Genomic DNA, 16,305 nt, shown 5'->3' with positions numbered 1-16,305 from the left:
CTCATGCCCGCCCTTGCCCTCTCCCTCTCCCCTCCCTCCTTGACCAAGTTAGTGATTGAGTACTAACTTACTTCCATGGCCAGGATGAGTGCAGAGGAGCGGCGCGAGAGCGTCGTCCGCGCGGCGATCACGGAGTTCGCGCGGAACGGCTACCACGGCACCTCCACCGAGGCGATCGCCAAGCGGGTCGGAGTGTCGCAGCCGTACCTCTTCCGGCTCTTCCCGGGCAAGAAGGCGATCTTCCTCGCGGCGGCCGAGCGCTGTCTGGAGGACATGCGCCGGCTGTTCCAGGAGGCCGCGGGCGACCTGCGGGGCGAGGACGCCCTGCACGCCATGGCCGAGGCCTACACCCGGCTGATCGCCGTGGAGCCCGAGCGGCTGCAGATGCAGTTGCAGACGTACGTGACGGTGGCGGCCGCCGAGGCCGCCGGGGACCACGAGTTCGGCGAGATGGTCCGCCGGGGCTGGATGGAGCTCTGGGACACGGTGCATCTGCCCCTCGGGGCGGACGTCGAGGAGACCACCACCTTCCTGGCGTACGGAATGCTCGTGAACACGCTCGCGGCGATGGGCTTCCCGTCCGAACACCGGGTGTGGGACGGGCTCTACGTCTCCGCCAAGGTGAAGAGGGTCACCGAGTAGGGGTCCTCGCCTGCAGGGGGGCGAATGTGCGCGGTCTTCGCTTCTTCGCGCCCACGAAAGTTAGTCATCAATAACTAACCAACACGCTCTGGGGGAACGATGTCACAGCAGCAGACCGCACCACGCGGGGGAGTCCTCTGGGCCCTCCTGATCACGGGCGTCGCCGGATTCATGGCGTCCCTCGACAACCTCGTCGTGACCACCGCCCTGCCTTCCATCCGCGAGGACATGGGCGGCGCGCTGCACGACCTGGAGTGGACCGTGAGCGCCTACACGCTCACCTTCGCCGTGCTGCTGATGACCGGCGCGGCGCTCGGCGACCGCTTCGGCCGCCGCCGGCTCTTCGTCGCCGGGCTCGCCCTGTTCACCGCGGCCTCCGCCGCCGCGGCCCTCGCGCCCGGCCTGGACTCACTGATCGCCGCCCGCGCGGTGCAGGGCGTCGGAGCGGCCGTCATGATGCCGCTGACGCTCACCCTGCTCACGGCCGCCGTGCCGGCCGAGAAGCGCGGTATGGCGTACGGGGTCTGGGGTGCCGTCAACGGGCTCGCCGTCGCCTCCGGGCCGCTCATCGGCGGCACCCTCACCGAGCACATCTCCTGGCAGTGGATCTTCTGGCTGAACGTCCCGCTCGGCATCGCCCTGCTCCCGCTGGCCCGCCTGCGCCTGTCCGAGTCCTACGGCGCCGGCGCCCGGCTCGACCTCCCCGGCACCCTGCTGGCCAGCGGCGGCCTCTTCGGGATCGTGTACGGCCTGGTGCGCGGCCCGGTCGACGGCTGGAGCGGCGTGCCCGTGCTGGGCGGTCTGATCGCGGGCGCCGTCCTGCTCACGGTCTTCGTCGTGCACGGCACCCGCAGCCGCAACCCCATGCTGCCGATGCGGCTGTTCCGCTCCCGCGCCTTCTCCGGCATCAACGCGGCCGGCCTGCTGATGTTCCTCGGCATGTTCGGCTCGATCTTCCTGCTCAGCCAGTACATGCAGGGCGTGCTCGGCTACTCGCCCACCGAGGCCGGGCTGCGGATGCTGCCGTGGACCGCCGTGCCGATGCTGGTCGCGCCGGTCGCGGGCCTGCTCGCCGACCGGATCGGCGGCCGACCGGTCGTCGCCACCGGGCTCTTCCTCCAGGCGTCCGGCCTCGGCTACCTCGCCCTCGTGGCGACCGCCGACGCCTCCTACGTCTCCCAGTTGCCCGGACTGATCCTCAGCGGCATCGGCATGGCCCTGTACTTCGCGCCGGCCTCCACCCTGGTCATGGCCAGCGTGAGCGCCGAGGAGCAGGGCATCGCCTCCGGCGCCAACAACGCGCTGCGCGAGGTGGGCGGCGCGCTCGGCATCGCGATCATGTCCTCGGTCTTCTCGGCCCGGGGCGGCTACGAGTCCGCGCAGACCTTCGTCGACGGACTGCGCCCCGCGCTGGTGGTCGGCGCCGCACTGGTGGGCCTGGCGACCCTGGCCGCCCTCGCCATCCCGCGCGCCCGTACCGCCCCGGCGGCGCCCGAGGCACCCGAGCCGGCCCCGGTCCTGGAGACCGCCGCCCGCTGACGCCCCGGCACGCGCGCGTACGGCCCCCGTTCACGGCCCCGTCCACGGCGGGGCCGTACGCGTGTGCCGGGGCTGTCAGTGCCGTCTCGTAGTCTTGAGCGCGTGCAGGAACTCCACGACGCCCCCCTCGCCCCGCTGACCACCTTCCGGCTGGGCGGGCCCGCCACCCGCCTGGTCACCGCGGAGACCGACGCCGAGGTGATCGCCGCCGTCCGCGAGGCCGACGACACCGGCACCCCGCTGCTGCTGATCGGCGGCGGATCCAACCTGGTCATCGGCGACAAGGGCTTCGACGGCACCGCCCTGCGCATCGCCACCCGCGGGCTCACGCTGGACGGCACGAACCTGGAGCTCGCCGCGGGCGAGGTGTGGACGGACGCGGTCGCCCGCACCGTCGAGGCCGGGCTCGCCGGCATCGAATGCCTCGCCGGCATCCCCGGCTCGGCGGGCGCGACGCCGATCCAGAACGTGGGGGCGTACGGCCAGGAGGTCTCCTCCACGATCACCGAGGTGATCGCGTACGACCGCCGGGCGGGCGAGACGGTGACGCTGGCGAACGAGGAGTGCGCCTTCAGCTACCGCCACAGCCGCTTCAAGGCCGACCCCGAGCGGTACGTGGTGCTGCGCGTCCGCTTCCGGCTGGAGGACGCGGGCGGGCTCTCCGCGCCGGTCAAGTACGCCGAGACGGCCCGCGCGCTCGGCGTCGAGCCCGGTGACCGCGTGCCGCTCGCCGACGCGCGCGAGACCGTGCTCGAGCTGCGCGCCGGCAAGGGCATGGTCCTCGACCCCGAGGACCACGACACCTGGTCCGCCGGGTCCTTCTTCACCAACCCGATCCTCACCGACGAGCAGTTCGCCGCGTTCCACGCGCGCGTGCGGGAACGGCTGGGCGACGAGGCCCAGCCGCCCGCGTACCCGGCGGGGGAGGGACACACCAAGACGTCCGCCGCCTGGCTCATCGACAAGGCGGGCTTCACCAAGGGCTACGGCACCGGCCCCGCCCGCATCTCCACCAAGCACACCCTGGCCCTCACCAACCGGGGAGAGGCGACCACGGAGGACCTCCTGGCACTGGCCCGCGAGGTCGTCGCCGGAGTCCGCGAGGCCTTCGGGATCACGCTGGTCAACGAGCCGGTCACGGTGGGCGTCAGCCTCTGACGGCGGGAGCCGGCGTGGCGGACCACGTCACGCCGGCGTGTTCAGCCACCGGTCCACGCCCGCCAGCAGCTCCGCCTTCACGCCCTCCGGCGCCACCGACGCCCGCACCGACTGCCGGGCCAGTTCCGCCAGCTCCGCGTCCGTGAAGTCGTGGTGGTGCCGCGCGATGTCGTACTGGGCGGCCAGCCGGGAGCCGAAGAGCAGCGGGTCGTCCGCGCCCAGCGCCATCGGCACGCCCGCCTCGAACAGCGTCCGCAGCGGCACGTCCTCCGGCTTCTCGTAGACGCCGAGCGCCACGTTCGACGCGGGACACACCTCGCACGTCACCTGCCGGTCCGCCAGCCGCTTCAGCAGCCGCGGGTCCTCCGCCGCCCGCACCCCGTGACCGATCCGGTTCGCGTGCAGGTCGTCCAGGCAGTCCCGCACCGACGACGGGCCGGTCAGCTCACCGCCGTGCGGCGCCGACAGCAGCCCGCCGTCCCGCGCGATCGCGAACGCCCGGTCGAAGTCGCGCGCCATGCCGCGCCGCTCGTCGTTGGACAGCCCGAACCCGACCACACCCCGGTCGGCGTACCGCACCGCCAGCCGCGCCAGCGTCCGCGCGTCCAGCGGGTGCTTCATCCGGTTGGCCGCGACCAGCACCCGCATCCCCAGCCCGGTGTCCCGCACGGCCGTCTCCACCGCGTCCAGGATGATCTCCAGCGCCGGGATCAGCCCGCCCAGCCGGGGCGCGTACGACGTCGGGTCCACCTGGATCTCCAGCCACCCGGAGCCGTCCCGCAGGTCCTCCTGCGCGGCCTCCCTGACCAGCCGCTGGATGTCCTCCGGCGCCCGCAGGCAGGAACGCGCGGCGTCGTACAGCCGCTGGAAGCGGAACCAGCCCCGCTCGTCCGTCGCGCGCAGTCTCGGCGGCTCCCCGCTCACCAGCGCGTCGGTCAGCACGTCCGGGAGCCGGACGCCGTACTTGTCGGCCAGCTCCAGCAGGGTGCCCGGCCGCATCGAGCCGGTGAAGTGCAGGTGCAGATGGGCTTTCGGCAGCTCAGAGAGATCACGTACGCGCTCCATTCCCAGATCCTGCCGTACGCCCCCGCCGCCCCGGTAGCCGATTCCCCGATCGTGGTCTTGCTCGCACAAACGACGGGGACCACACCTCAACGTTCAGGTGTGGTCCCCGTGGCCGAGGAGACGGGTCAGTCCCGTGCCTCCGCCAGCAGCTTCTGGATCCGCGAGACACCCTCGACCAGGTCCTCGTCGCCCAGCGCGTACGACAGCCGCAGGTAGCCCGGCGTGCCGAACGCCTCGCCCGGCACCACCGCGACCTCGGCCTCGTCCAGGATGAGCGCGGCCAGCTCGACCGAGTCCTGCGGACGCTTGCCGCGGATCTCCTTGCCGAGCAGGCCCTTCACGGACGGGTACGCGTAGAACGCGCCCTCGGGCTCGGGGCAGAGCACGCCGTCGATCTCGTTGAGCATCCGCACGATGGTCTTGCGGCGGCGGTCGAAGGCCTCCCGCATCTTCGCGACCGCGTCCAGGTCACCCGAGACCGCCGCGAGCGCCGCCGCCTGCGCCACGTTGGACACGTTCGAGGTGGCGTGCGACTGGAGGTTGGTCGCGGCCTTGACGACGTCCTTCGGGCCGATGACCCACCCGACGCGCCAGCCGGTCATCGCGTACGTCTTGGCGACACCGTTGACGACGATGCACTTGTCGCGCAGCTCCGGCAGGATCGCGGGCAGCGAGGTGAACTTGGCGTCGCCGTAGACCAGGTGCTCGTAGATCTCGTCGGTCAGCACCCACAGGCCGTGCTCGACGGCCCAGCGGCCGATCGCCTCGGCCTCGGCCTCGCCGTAGACCGCGCCGGTCGGGTTCGACGGGGAGACGAAGAGCACGACCTTCGTCTTCTCGGTGCGCGCCGCCTCCAGCTGCTCCACGCTCACCCGGTAGCCGGTGGTCTCGTCGGCGACGACCTCCACCGGCACACCGCCGGCCAGCCGGATCGACTCCGGGTACGTCGTCCAGTACGGCGCCGGCACGATGACCTCGTCGCCCGGGTCGAGGATCGCGGCGAACGCCTCGTAGATCGCCTGCTTGCCGCCGTTGGTGACCAGGATCTGCGACGGGTCGACCTCGTAGTCCGAGTCGCGCAGGGTCTTCGCGGCGATCGCGGCCTTCAGCTCGGGCAGACCGCCGGCCGGGGTGTAGCGGTGGAACTTCGGGTTCTTGCAGGCCTCGATCGCGGCCTCGACGATGTAGTCCGGGGTGGGGAAGTCGGGCTCACCGGCGCCGAAGCCGATCACCGGACGCCCGGCGGCCTTCAGGGCCTTGGCCTTGGCGTCCACGGCGAGGGTGGCGGACTCGGAGATCGCGCCGATTCGGGCGGAGACCCGGCGCTCGGTGGGTGGGATTGCAGCGCTCATGAAGCCCATCGTTCCAGACCGGAAACCTGCCCGGCACACTGGTTTCACGGACTGAACATCACCGGGCAAACCACTGAACACCCGTCCGGATCCACGCGGTGGCCTGGGTGATCTTCCGGCGATTTCCCGACGATCCCGTTCCACCGGCCGCTTCACGGGCGCTTTCTGTTCGACGCCCGGCGCCGAACCACGTACACTCTCACCTCGTTGGCCCTCGCAGGCCGCACTCGGGCGGTGCACACCGAGCACCCGGTCGGATGCGGTACGTTGGGGGACACGCAAAGGGTCGTAGCTCAATTGGTAGAGCACCGGTCTCCAAAACCGGCGGTTGGGGGTTCAAGTCCCTCCGGCCCTGCTACACACACCGCCAGGATGTGTGCGCAGGTTACGTACAGCAATGCACCGCCGTGCGGCTCAGACCGGGCGCGGCACGGCCACGACCCGGGATCAGGTGAGGACTATGACGGACGCCGTGGGCTCCCTCGACACGCCTGATGCCCAGGACGAAGCGCCCGAGTCCAAGAAGAAGACCCGCAAAGGCGGCAAGCGCGCGAAGAAGGGCCCGCTGAAGCGGCTAGCGCTCTTCTACCGGCAGATCGTCGCGGAACTCCGCAAGGTCGTCTGGCCGACGCGCAGCCAGCTGACGACGTACACGGCCGTCGTGATCGTCTTCGTCGTCATCATGATCGGCCTGGTCACCGTGATTGACTATGGACTCGACCACGCAGCCAAGTACGTCTTCGGCTGAGCCAAGAGCGAAGGGCGCCGTCACTGGCGCCCCTTTCGCGTGTTCCACCCGTATGTATCCAGGAAGAAGCAGCCACCGTGTCTGACCCGAACCTGAACGACGCCATCGAGCCGGATGCGTCCGTGGATGACGAGCTCGACATCGTCGAGGGCGCGGACGAGGACCTGGACGAGGTCGAGGCTGCCGACGCCGAGGCGGGCGAGCCGGCCGAGGAGGCCGCCGTCGAGGTGACCGACGAGGCCGAGGCCGAAGAGGCCGAGGAAGCCGAGGCGGAGCCCGAGCTCGACCCGGTCGAGAAGCTGCGCCAGGAGCTGCGCGTGCTGCCCGGCGAGTGGTACGTGATCCACACGTACGCCGGTTACGAGAACCGCGTGAAGACCAACCTGGAGCAGCGCGCCGTCTCGCTGAACGTCGAGGACTACATCTTCCAGGCCGAGGTGCCGCAGGAAGAGGTCGTCCAGATCAAGAACGGCGACCGCAAGACCATCCGCCAGAACAAGCTCCCCGGCTACGTCCTGGTGCGCATGGACCTGACGAACGAGTCCTGGGGCGTCGTCCGCAACACGCCCGGCGTCACCGGCTTCGTGGGCAACGCCTACGACCCGTACCCGCTGACCCTGGACGAGATCGTCAAGATGCTCGCCCCGGAGGCCGAGGAGAAGGCCGCCCGCGAGGCCGCCGAGGCCGAGGGCAAGCCGGCGCCGCAGCGCAAGGTCGAGGTCCAGGTGCTGGACTTCGAGGTCGGCGACTCGGTCACCGTCACCGACGGCCCGTTCGCCACGCTCCAGGCGACCATCAACGAGATCAACCCCGACTCGAAGAAGGTCAAGGGCCTGGTGGAGATCTTCGGCCGCGAGACGCCGGTCGAGCTCTCCTTCGACCAGATCCAGAAGAACTAGCCCCCGAGGCCGGTCCTTCCAGGACACACAGCGTCCGAGCAGGTCAGGTGGTTGCCCCGGTGACCGTCTGACCTGCTCGGTTTTTGGCCGCGCATCCATACCCGTTATCGTTGTGCGGTATGCCTGCGTCCGGGTTGTCCCCGATGCGCAGGCAGGACCCGAATCGAAAGGACCCGGAGAGCCATGCCTCCCAAGAAGAAGAAGGTCACGGGGCTCATCAAGCTCCAGATCCAGGCCGGTGCCGCCAACCCGGCCCCGCCGGTCGGCCCCGCGCTGGGTCAGCACGGCGTGAACATCATGGAGTTCTGCAAGGCCTACAACGCCGCGACCGAGTCGCAGCGCGGTTGGGTCATCCCGGTGGAGATCACGGTCTACGAGGACCGTTCCTTCACCTTCGTCACCAAGACGCCGCCGGCCGCCAAGATGATCCTCAAGGCCGCGGGCGTGGAGAAGGGCTCCGGCGAGCCGCACAAGACCAAGGTCGCGAAGATCACCCGCGAGCAGGTCCGCGAGATCGCCACCACCAAGATGCCCGACCTCAACGCCAACGACCTGGACGCCGCCGAGAAGATCATCGCCGGCACCGCCCGTTCCATGGGCGTCACGGTCGAGGGCTGACCCCCACCTTCGTAGAACAGCAGAACGTGGAAGGGCCTGCTCGGCCCGGACCACGACTCCTAAGACACAACAGGAGCTTTAAGTGAGCAAGCGCAGCAAGTCTCTCCGCGCTGCGGACGCCAAGGTCGACCGGGAGAAGCTCTACGCTCCCCTCGAGGCCGTCCGTCTCGCCAAGGAGACCTCCACGACCAAGTTCGACGGCACCGTCGAGGTCGCCTTCCGCCTGGGTGTCGACCCGCGCAAGGCCGACCAGATGGTCCGTGGCACCGTGAACCTCCCGCACGGCACCGGTAAGACCGCCCGGGTCCTGGTCTTCGCGACCGGTGACCGTGCCGAGGCCGCGCGTGCCGCGGGCGCCGACATCGTCGGCGCCGACGAGCTGATCGACGAGGTCGCGAAGGGTCGTCTGGACTTCGACGCCGTCGTCGCCACCCCGGACCTCATGGGCAAGGTCGGCCGCCTCGGCCGCGTGCTCGGTCCGCGTGGTCTGATGCCGAACCCGAAGACCGGCACCGTGACCCCCGACGTCGCCAAGGCTGTCACCGACATCAAGGGCGGCAAGATCGAGTTCCGCGTCGACAAGCACTCGAACCTGCACTTCATCATCGGCAAGACGTCGTTCGACGACAGCAAGCTGGTGGAGAACTACGGCGCGGCCCTGGAGGAGATCCTCCGTCTGAAGCCGTCCGCCGCCAAGGGTCGCTACATCAAGAAGGCCGCCATCACCACCACGATGGGCCCCGGCATCCCGGTCGACCCGAACCGCACCCGCAACCTCCTCGTCGAGGAGGACCCGGCCGCGGTCTGAGCCTGAGGCTCACCCAACCGGTCCACGGGCCCCGCGTTCCTTCGGGAATGCGGGGCCCGTTCCCGTTTCCGGCCCGTTGTCGGTGCCCTGGGTTAGCGTTCTGGTACGGCACGGGCATGGGGGGACCGATGACGAGGACGGGTGGGCGGTGGCCGGCGGGGCGGGCGGTGCTCCTGTCGGCCATGCTGGTCGCACTGGCGGGGACGGCCGCCTGTACGACGTCCGACGACTCCAGGGGCCCCGCGCGGCCCTCCCGGGCGGCCGAGGTGCCGGGCGGGCTGCGGCAGGCCGAGCGGGCCACGGAGGCGGCCCGGTCCGCGCGGGTGGAGTCGACCACGCGGATCGGTTCGACGATCTCCCTGACGGCCGACGGCGTCCTCGGCTGGAAGGACGGGGTCACGGGCACCCTGACCATCACGTACACCGGTGGCGCGCTGGCCGACACCATGCGCCGGCTCGGGAGCGAGTCCATGGAGGCCCGCTATCTGCCGGACGCGTACTACGCGCGCATGGGCGACGAGTTCGCCGCGCAGGCGGACGGCCGGCACTGGCTGAGATACGGCTACGAGGACCTGAAGGACATCGCGGGCGGCTCCGGGGCCCAGCTGGGCGACCAGATGCGCGACTCCACCCCCGACCGGTCCCTGCGGCTCCTGCTGTCCTCCTCGGACGTGCGGGAGGTCGGCGAGGAGCGGGTGCGCGGACGGCGGACCACGCACTACGCGGGCACGGTCGAGGCGGCGGACGACGGCGTCTCCGAGCAGACCGTCGACGTGTGGATCGACGACCGGGACCTGCTGGTCAAGAAGGTGGAGAAGGCGCGGACCGCCGACGGCGAGCTGACCCAGACCGCCTTCTACGACGACTACGGCGCCGAGGTGAGGGCGCACAGACCCCCGGCGGACGACACCCGGGACGTGACCGAACTGCTGCAGGCGACGGCCGGGAATTCGGGGGAGCCCGGTAAACCTCTGGGCTAAGCTCACTCCCCTTGCTTGTATTCGACAATCTGTTCCTTGTGTTCCTTGGGGGGAATCGATGGGGCTTTCCGTACGTACGCGCGGCGGGGCGACTCTCGCCGGGATCGCGGCTCTGGTGCTGGCCGGCGGTGCCGTCGGCTGTGGTGCCGAGAAGAAGGACGGGGCGTCCGGCCCCGAGCGCACCGTTCAGCAGGTGCTGACGGCGGCGTACGAGAAGACCGCCGAGGCGAAGTCCGCCAAGGTGGAGATGTCCATGTCGATGCCGGCCGCGCTGGACGGCGGCGGCGACATGACCATGTCCGGCGTGATGGGCTGGGACCCGACCGTCATGGACCTGACCATGAAGGGCTCCATGCTCGCCACCGAGCCGGACGCCCCGGAGCAGGTCCGGATGATCTGGCAGGACAACGTCATGTACATGGACATGGGCGCCGAGTCCGCCAAGGACATGGACGGCAAGCGCTGGATGAAGCTCGACCTGGGCGCCGCGGCGGAGGCCTCCGGTGACGAGGAGCTCACCAAGCAGATGACCTCGGGCCTGGAGAACATGAACCAGAACCCGGCCGAGCAGCTCGCCATGCTCATGGAGTCGCCCAACCTCAAGCACGTCGGCGGCGAGAAGATCGACGGCGTCGAGACCGAGCACTACAAGGGCACGCTCACCGTCAAGGAGATGATGGAGAGCAACGAGAGCCTGGACGTCCTGAAGCCCAAGGAGCGCGAGCAGCTCCTGAAGAACATTGAGAAGTCGGGCATCAAGGGCTACGACACCGAGGTCTGGGTCAACGAGGACGACCTGCCGGTCCGTATGGACGTCACCATGGAGTCCCCGCAGGGCGACGTCGACATGAGCATGAAGTTCTCCGACTACGGCGCCAAGGCCGAGGTCGAGCTGCCGCCGGCCGACGAGACCTTCGACCTGTTCGAGATGTTCAAGGAGCTGGGCGAGATGTCCGGCGACGAGAGCGCCTTCGAAGAGGAGAGCACCTTCGGCGAGGAGTTCGACGAGGAGATGCTCGACCTGGAGGGGCTGGAGTCGCCCTCCGGCGTGTGAGTCCCGCGGCCACTCGCCCGGGTGTCCGGTGACCGGATTTGCTTGACGGCGATCCGGTCAGGTACCTTCCTTCAGAAGCCAAAGACCGCTGGTCGTTGCCGTGTGCTCGTTCGAGGGCACGGTGGCCGAAGGATCCGCTGAACTGCGGACGACCCGCGCAGGTGACAGTGGAAGTGCTCCCGGACCGGTTCTGTTCGATGGAACCCGACTGGTCGAGCTACGCCCCGTGCGCCTGCGCCGGGGCGTTTCGTTTTCCCCAGTCCTCCTTCGGGTCCGCGCGGTCCGAATCACCCGGAAGGAGGCCGAGGCTCTATGGCGAGGCCCGACAAGGCTGCCGCGGTTGCCGAGCTGACGGACAAGTTCCGCAGCTCCAACGCCGCCGTGCTGACCGAGTACCGCGGTCTCACCGTGGCGCAGCTCAAGACGCTGCGTCGTTCGCTCGGTGAGAACGCCCAGTACGCCGTGGTGAAGAACACGCTGACCAAGATTGCGGCCAACGAGGCCGGGATCACGCTGGACGACCAGCTCTTCGCTGGTCCGACGGCCGTCGCCTTCGTCACCGGTGACCCGGTGGAGTCGGCGAAGGGTCTCCGTGACTTCGCCAAGGAGAACCCGAATCTCATCATCAAGGGCGGTGTCCTTGACGGCAAGGCGCTGTCCGCCGATGAGATCAAGAAGCTTGCGGACCTCGAGTCCCGCGAGGTTCTGCTCAGCAAGCTGGCCGGCGCGCTCAAGGGCAAGCAGTCCCAGGCTGCCTCTGTCTTCCAGGCGCTGCCGTCGAAGCTCGTCCGCACCGTGGACGCGCTCCGTGCCAAGCAGGACGAGCAGGGCGGTGCCGAGTAATTCGGCTCGCTTTCTGATCCTCGCCGCCTGAGCGCGGCAAGGGTCGCAGCGGGCCCGACGTACGCCCGCCTTACCCAGTACATCCGGCACCTGCCGATTTAGTGGAAGGACCGCCATCATGGCGAAGCTCACCCAGGACGAGCTGCTTGCCCAGTTCGAGGAGATGACCCTCATCGAGCTCTCCGAGTTCGTGAAGGCCTTCGAGGAGAAGTTCGACGTCACCGCCGCCGCTGCCGCGCCGGTCGTCGTCGCCGGTGGTGCCGCTGGTGGCGCCGCCGCCGAGGCCGCCGAGGAGAAGGACGAGTTCGACGTCATCCTCACCGGCGCCGGTGACAAGAAGATCCAGGTCATCAAGGTCGTGCGTGAGCTGACCTCCCTGGGCCTGAAGGAGGCCAAGGACCTGGTCGACGGCACCCCGAAGCCGGTTCTCGAGAAGGTCAACAAGGAGGCCGCGGACAAGGCTGCCGAGGCCCTCAAGGGCGCCGGCGCCTCCGTCGAGGTCAAGTAAGACCTCGGGGGCTGCCCCGCATCTCCTGCGCGCTGAGTACGGCCTCCTAGGGCTGTAACGCGAACGCACCGAAGAGCGATCATCCATCCGGGTGGTCGCTCTTCGGCGTTCTCAGGGGAGGGGCCGCGGTTGCCTTGCGGCCTTCGTGACGGGGGGTAAGGTGATCTTCGTCGTGTCTCCGGAGCTCCTGGTTCCGGCCAAGGGGGCCTTGACGAACCGCACGCAGCGCGCAATTCTCAGGACGCGTCGTCACAACGGTCCGAATCCGAGGCATGGATCGACGACGAAGAGGGCAGTATCAACGTGCGTTGAGGGCAGGCATGGCGCAGGCGTTGAGAACAGATGGGTCTCCGAAATGTGGGACTGGACATCAGTGTGCCGAGTGGCTACACTGACCCTTTGCGCTGCCTGTTAGCTGTCCCCTGCCCGTCACCAGGGGTCTGCCCTCACCCGAGCACCGGCGACCGAATCTCCCCTGACCTGGGGATTTGAGTCCCACGCCTGGGGGAGGGGCCGGTACGCGCGTAGTGAGTCCGAGCCCTCGGAAGGACCCCCTCTTGGCCGCCTCGCGCAACGCCTCGACCGCGAATACGAACAACGCTGCCAGCACCGCCCCGCTGCGCATCTCCTTTGCAAAGATCAAGGAGCCCCTCGAGGTTCCGAACCTTCTCGCGCTCCAGACCGAGAGCTTCGACTGGCTGCTCGGCAATGACGCGTGGAAGGCTCGCGTCGAGGAGGCCCTCGAGAACGGTCAGGACGTCCCCACCAAGTCCGGTCTGGAGGAGATCTTCGAGGAGATCTCCCCGATCGAGGACTTCAGCGGGTCGATGTCCCTGACCTTCCGCGACCACCGCTTCGAGCCGCCGAAGAACTCGATCGACGAGTGCAAGGAGCGCGACTTCACGTACGCCGCGCCGCTCTTCGTCACGGCCGAGTTCACCAACAACGAGACCGGCGAGATCAAGTCCCAGACGGTCTTCATGGGCGACTTCCCGCTCATGACCAACAAGGGCACCTTCGTCATCAACGGCACCGAGCGTGTCGTGGTGTCGCAGCTGGTCCGTTCGCCGGGTGTGTACTTCGACTCCAGCATCGACAAGACGTCCGACAAGGACATCTTCTCCGCCAAGATCATCCCGTCCCGGGGTGCCTGGCTGGAGATGGAGATCGACAAGCGCGACATGGTCGGTGTCCGCATCGACCGCAAGCGCAAGCAGTCCGTGACCGTCCTCCTGAAGGCGCTCGGCTGGACGACCGAGCAGATCCTCGAGGAGTTCGGCGAGTACGAGTCCATGCGCGCCACCCTGGAGAAGGACCACACCCAGGGCCAGGACGACGCGCTGCTCGACATCTACCGCAAGCTGCGCCCGGGCGAGCCCCCCACGCGTGAGGCCGCGCAGACGCTGCTCGAGAACCTCTACTTCAACCCGAAGCGCTACGACCTCGCCAAGGTCGGCCGCTACAAGGTCAACAAGAAGCTGGGTGCGGACGCTCCGCTCGACGCGGGCATCCTGACCGTCGAGGACGTCATCGCGACGATCAAGTACCTGGTGAAGCTGCACGCCGGCGAGACCGAGACGGTCGGCGACAGCGGCGAGACGGTCGTCGTCGAGACGGACGACATCGACCACTTCGGCAACCGTCGTCTGCGCAGCGTCGGCGAGCTCATCCAGAACCAGGTCCGTACGGGTCTGGCGCGTATGGAGCGTGTCGTCCGCGAGCGCATGACGACCCAGGACGTCGAGGCGATCACGCCGCAGACCCTGATCAACATCCGGCCGGTCGTCGCCTCCATCAAGGAGTTCTTCGGCACCAGCCAGCTGTCCCAGTTCATGGACCAGAACAACCCGCTGTCCGGGCTGACGCACAAGCGTCGTCTGTCCGCGCTCGGCCCGGGTGGTCTGTCCCGTGAGCGGGCCGGCTTCGAGGTCCGTGACGTGCACCCGTCGCACTACGGCCGTATGTGCCCGATCGAGACGCCCGAAGGCCCGAACATCGGTCTGATCGGCTCGCTCGCCTCCTACGGCCGGGTCAACGCGTTCGGTTTCGTCGAGACCCCGTACCGCAAGGTCGTCGACGGCCAGGTCACCGACGAGGTGGACTACCTGACCGCCGACGAGGAGGACCGCTTCGTCATCGCGCAGGCCAACGCCACGCTCAACGACGAGCTGCGGTTCTCCGAGGCTCGCGTCCTGGTGCGCCGCCGTGGCGGTGAGGTCGACTACGTCAGCCCCGAGGACGTCGACTACATGGACGTCTCGCCGCGCCAGATGGTGTCGGTCGCGACCGCCATGATCCCGTTCCTCGAGCACGACGACGCCAACCGTGCCCTCATGGGCGCGAACATGATGCGCCAGGCCGTTCCGCTCATCAAGGCGGAGGCCCCGCTCGTCGGCACCGGCATGGAGTACCGCTCCGCCGTCGACGCCGGCGACGTCGTCAAGGCCGAGAAGGCCGGTGTGGTCCAGGAGGTCTCCGCGGACTACATCACCACCGCCAACGACGACGGCACGTACATCACGTACCGCCTGGCCAAGTTCGCCCGCTCCAACCAGGGCACCTCGGTCAACCAGAAGGTCATCGTCCACGAGGGCGACCGGATCATCGAGGGCCAGGTCCTCGCCGACGGTCCGGCCACCGAGAACGGTGAGATGGCCCTCGGCAAGAACCTGCTCGTGGCGTTCATGCCGTGGGAGGGTCACAACTACGAGGACGCGATCATCCTGTCGCAGCGCCTCGTGCAGGACGACGTCCTCTCCTCGATCCACATCGAGGAGCACGAGGTCGACGCCCGTGACACCAAGCTCGGCCCCGAGGAGATCACCCGGGACATCCCGAACGTCTCCGAGGAGGTCCTCGCCGACCTCGACGAGCGCGGCATCATCCGCATCGGTGCCGAGGTCATCGCCGGTGACATCCTCGTCGGCAAGGTCACGCCCAAGGGTGAGACCGAGCTGACGCCCGAGGAGCGCCTGCTGCGCGCGATCTTCGGTGAGAAGGCCCGTGAGGTCCGTGACACCTCGCTGAAGGTGCCGCACGGCGAGACCGGCAAGGTCATCGGCGTGCGCGTCTTCGACCGCGAGGAGGGCGACGAGCTGCCGCCGGGCGTGAACCAGCTGGTCCGCGTCTACGTCGCGCAGAAGCGCAAGATCACCGACGGTGACAAGCTCGCCGGCCGCCACGGCAACAAGGGTGTCATCTCCAAGATCCTGCCCATCGAGGACATGCCGTTCCTCGAGGACGGGACCCCGGTCGACATCATCCTCAACCCGCTCGGTGTGCCGTCCCGAATGAACCCGGGACAGGTCCTGGAGATCCACCTCGGCTGGCTCGCCAGCCGCGGCTGGGACGTCTCCGGCCTCGCCGACGAGTGGGCGCAGCGCCTCCAGGCGATCGGCGCCGACTCCGTCGCCCCCGGCACCAACGTCGCGACCCCGGTCTTCGACGGTGCCCGCGAGGACGAGCTGGCGGGTCTGCTGCAGCACACCATCCCGAACCGCGACGGCGAGCGCATGGTGCTCCCGTCCGGCAAGGCACGGCTGTTCGACGGCCGTAGCGGTGAGCCGTTCCCGGACCCGATCTCGGTCGGCTACATGTACATCCTGAAGCTGCACCACCTGGTCGACGACAAGCTGCACGCCCGTTCGACCGGTCCGTACTCGATGATCACCCAGCAGCCGCTGGGTGGTAAGGCCCAGTTCGGTGGCCAGCGGTTCGGCGAGATGGAGGTGTGGGCACTCGAGGCGTACGGCGCCGCCTACGCGCTCCAGGAGCTGCTGACCATCAAGTCCGACGACGTCACCGGCCGCGTGAAGGTCTACGAGGCCATCGTCAAGGGCGAGAACATCCCCGAACCCGGCATCCCCGAGTCCTTCAAGGTGCTCATCAAGGAGATGCAGTCTCTCTGCCTGAACGTGGAGGTGCTGTCCAGCGACGGTATGTCCATCGAGATGCGCGACACCGACGAGGACGTCTTCCGCGCTGCGGAGGAGCTCGGCATCGACCTGTCCCGGCGCGAGCCGAGCAGCGTCGAAGAGGTCTGACGGGAGTTCGGCCGGGGCTCACAAAGCCCCGGCCGGCCCCAGGACCCC

General features: G+C 68.8%; 14 protein-coding genes and 1 tRNA gene. 13 read left to right on the top strand and 2 right to left on the bottom strand.

Annotated elements, in window-relative coordinates; all coding sequences use genetic code 11:
- Nucleotides 1-75 precede the first annotated feature (75 nt).
- The 3 genes from AMK31_RS12910 to AMK31_RS12900 all read left to right on the top strand — a co-directional run bounded on the left by AMK31_RS12910 (nt 76) and on the right by AMK31_RS12900 (nt 3,339).
- Complete coding sequence (locus AMK31_RS12910) at nt 76-642, top strand: TetR/AcrR family transcriptional regulator (protein WP_073940583.1); 567 nt, start codon at nt 76-78, stop codon at nt 640-642.
- A 99-nt stretch (nt 643-741) separates the two neighbouring features.
- Nucleotides 742-2,181 carry a DHA2 family efflux MFS transporter permease subunit gene (locus tag AMK31_RS12905; protein ID WP_073940582.1) on the top strand — a complete coding sequence of 480 codons (1,440 nt, stop codon included), beginning with the start codon at nt 742-744 and terminating at the stop codon, nt 2,179-2,181.
- Nucleotides 2,182-2,283: 102 nt separating this feature from the next.
- On the top strand, nt 2,284-3,339 hold the full coding sequence (locus AMK31_RS12900; RefSeq protein WP_073940581.1) for a UDP-N-acetylmuramate dehydrogenase: 1,056 nt from the start codon (nt 2,284-2,286) through the stop codon (nt 3,337-3,339).
- A 27-nt stretch (nt 3,340-3,366) separates the two neighbouring features.
- Here AMK31_RS12900 and AMK31_RS12895 read toward each other — a convergent pair whose 3' ends face one another.
- Nucleotides 3,367-4,404, bottom strand: a complete 1,038-nt coding sequence (locus AMK31_RS12895) for an adenosine deaminase (RefSeq protein ID WP_073940580.1) — start codon at nt 4,402-4,404, stop codon at nt 3,367-3,369.
- A gap of 125 nt (nt 4,405-4,529) precedes the next feature.
- Complete coding sequence (locus tag AMK31_RS12890; RefSeq protein WP_073940785.1) at nt 4,530-5,756, bottom strand: pyridoxal phosphate-dependent aminotransferase; 1,227 nt, start codon at nt 5,754-5,756, stop codon at nt 4,530-4,532.
- Between the two features lie 282 nt (nt 5,757-6,038).
- On the opposite strand from AMK31_RS12890, the gene AMK31_RS12885 reads away from it, so the two are divergent.
- The 10 genes from AMK31_RS12885 to rpoB all read left to right on the top strand — a co-directional run bounded on the left by AMK31_RS12885 (nt 6,039) and on the right by rpoB (nt 16,257).
- Nucleotides 6,039-6,111 (top strand) — tRNA-Trp (locus AMK31_RS12885).
- Between the two features lie 105 nt (nt 6,112-6,216).
- On the top strand, nt 6,217-6,504 hold the full coding sequence (gene secE, locus AMK31_RS12880) for a preprotein translocase subunit SecE (RefSeq protein WP_073940579.1): 288 nt from the start codon (nt 6,217-6,219) through the stop codon (nt 6,502-6,504).
- 77 nt (nt 6,505-6,581) lie between these two features.
- Nucleotides 6,582-7,403 carry a transcription termination/antitermination protein NusG gene (nusG, locus tag AMK31_RS12875; protein WP_073940578.1) on the top strand — a complete coding sequence of 274 codons (822 nt, stop codon included), beginning with the start codon at nt 6,582-6,584 and terminating at the stop codon, nt 7,401-7,403.
- 183 nt (nt 7,404-7,586) lie between these two features.
- Nucleotides 7,587-8,021: a 50S ribosomal protein L11 gene (gene rplK, locus AMK31_RS12870; RefSeq protein ID WP_073940577.1), complete on the top strand. Its 435-nt coding sequence runs from the start codon at nt 7,587-7,589 to the stop codon at nt 8,019-8,021.
- A gap of 82 nt (nt 8,022-8,103) precedes the next feature.
- Nucleotides 8,104-8,829: a 50S ribosomal protein L1 gene (rplA, locus tag AMK31_RS12865; RefSeq protein WP_073940576.1), complete on the top strand. Its 726-nt coding sequence runs from the start codon at nt 8,104-8,106 to the stop codon at nt 8,827-8,829.
- A 128-nt stretch (nt 8,830-8,957) separates the two neighbouring features.
- Complete coding sequence (locus tag AMK31_RS12860) at nt 8,958-9,809, top strand: hypothetical protein (protein ID WP_073940575.1); 852 nt, start codon at nt 8,958-8,960, stop codon at nt 9,807-9,809.
- A gap of 58 nt (nt 9,810-9,867) precedes the next feature.
- Nucleotides 9,868-10,863, top strand: a complete 996-nt coding sequence (locus AMK31_RS12855; RefSeq protein WP_241842629.1) for a hypothetical protein — start codon at nt 9,868-9,870, stop codon at nt 10,861-10,863.
- Nucleotides 10,864-11,175: 312 nt separating this feature from the next.
- Nucleotides 11,176-11,706 (top strand): 50S ribosomal protein L10, encoded by a 531-nt coding sequence (gene rplJ, locus AMK31_RS12850; RefSeq protein WP_043503298.1) that lies wholly within the window; start codon nt 11,176-11,178, stop codon nt 11,704-11,706.
- Between the two features lie 118 nt (nt 11,707-11,824).
- The gene (gene rplL / locus AMK31_RS12845; RefSeq protein ID WP_043503300.1) at nt 11,825-12,214 is read left to right on the top strand and encodes a 50S ribosomal protein L7/L12; all 390 of its coding nucleotides are present in this window, start codon (nt 11,825-11,827) and stop codon (nt 12,212-12,214) included.
- 557 nt (nt 12,215-12,771) lie between these two features.
- The gene (rpoB, locus tag AMK31_RS12835) at nt 12,772-16,257 is read left to right on the top strand and encodes a DNA-directed RNA polymerase subunit beta (RefSeq protein WP_073940573.1); all 3,486 of its coding nucleotides are present in this window, start codon (nt 12,772-12,774) and stop codon (nt 16,255-16,257) included.
- The last annotated feature ends 48 nt before the right edge of the window (nt 16,258-16,305 follow it).

The organism is Streptomyces sp. TSRI0107 (assembly GCF_001905845.1).
Lineage (GTDB): Bacteria > Actinomycetota > Actinomycetes > Streptomycetales > Streptomycetaceae > Streptomyces.
Note: the sequence above shows the minus strand (reverse complement) of the source record. Positions and strands in the feature narration are given on the sequence as shown.

Excerpts from the sequence above, each read along its gene's own strand:
- rplL (WP_043503300.1), top strand. The coding sequence starts at position 11,825 with ATGGCGAAGCTCACCCAGGACGAGCTGCTTGCCCAGTTCGAGGAGATG.
- rplJ (WP_043503298.1), top strand. The coding sequence starts at position 11,176 with ATGGCGAGGCCCGACAAGGCTGCCGCGGTTGCCGAGCTGACGGACAAG.
- AMK31_RS12905 (WP_073940582.1), top strand. The coding sequence starts at position 742 with ATGTCACAGCAGCAGACCGCACCACGCGGGGGAGTCCTCTGGGCCCTC.
- AMK31_RS12895 (WP_073940580.1), bottom strand. The coding sequence starts at position 4,404 with ATGGAGCGCGTACGTGATCTCTCTGAGCTGCCGAAAGCCCATCTGCAC.
- AMK31_RS12890 (WP_073940785.1), bottom strand. The coding sequence starts at position 5,756 with ATGAGCGCTGCAATCCCACCCACCGAGCGCCGGGTCTCCGCCCGAATC.
- AMK31_RS12855 (WP_241842629.1), top strand. The coding sequence starts at position 9,868 with ATGGGGCTTTCCGTACGTACGCGCGGCGGGGCGACTCTCGCCGGGATC.
- AMK31_RS12910 (WP_073940583.1), top strand. The coding sequence starts at position 76 with ATGGCCAGGATGAGTGCAGAGGAGCGGCGCGAGAGCGTCGTCCGCGCG.
- AMK31_RS12860 (WP_073940575.1), top strand. The coding sequence starts at position 8,958 with ATGACGAGGACGGGTGGGCGGTGGCCGGCGGGGCGGGCGGTGCTCCTG.
- secE (WP_073940579.1), top strand. The coding sequence starts at position 6,217 with ATGACGGACGCCGTGGGCTCCCTCGACACGCCTGATGCCCAGGACGAA.
- rplK (WP_073940577.1), top strand. The coding sequence starts at position 7,587 with ATGCCTCCCAAGAAGAAGAAGGTCACGGGGCTCATCAAGCTCCAGATC.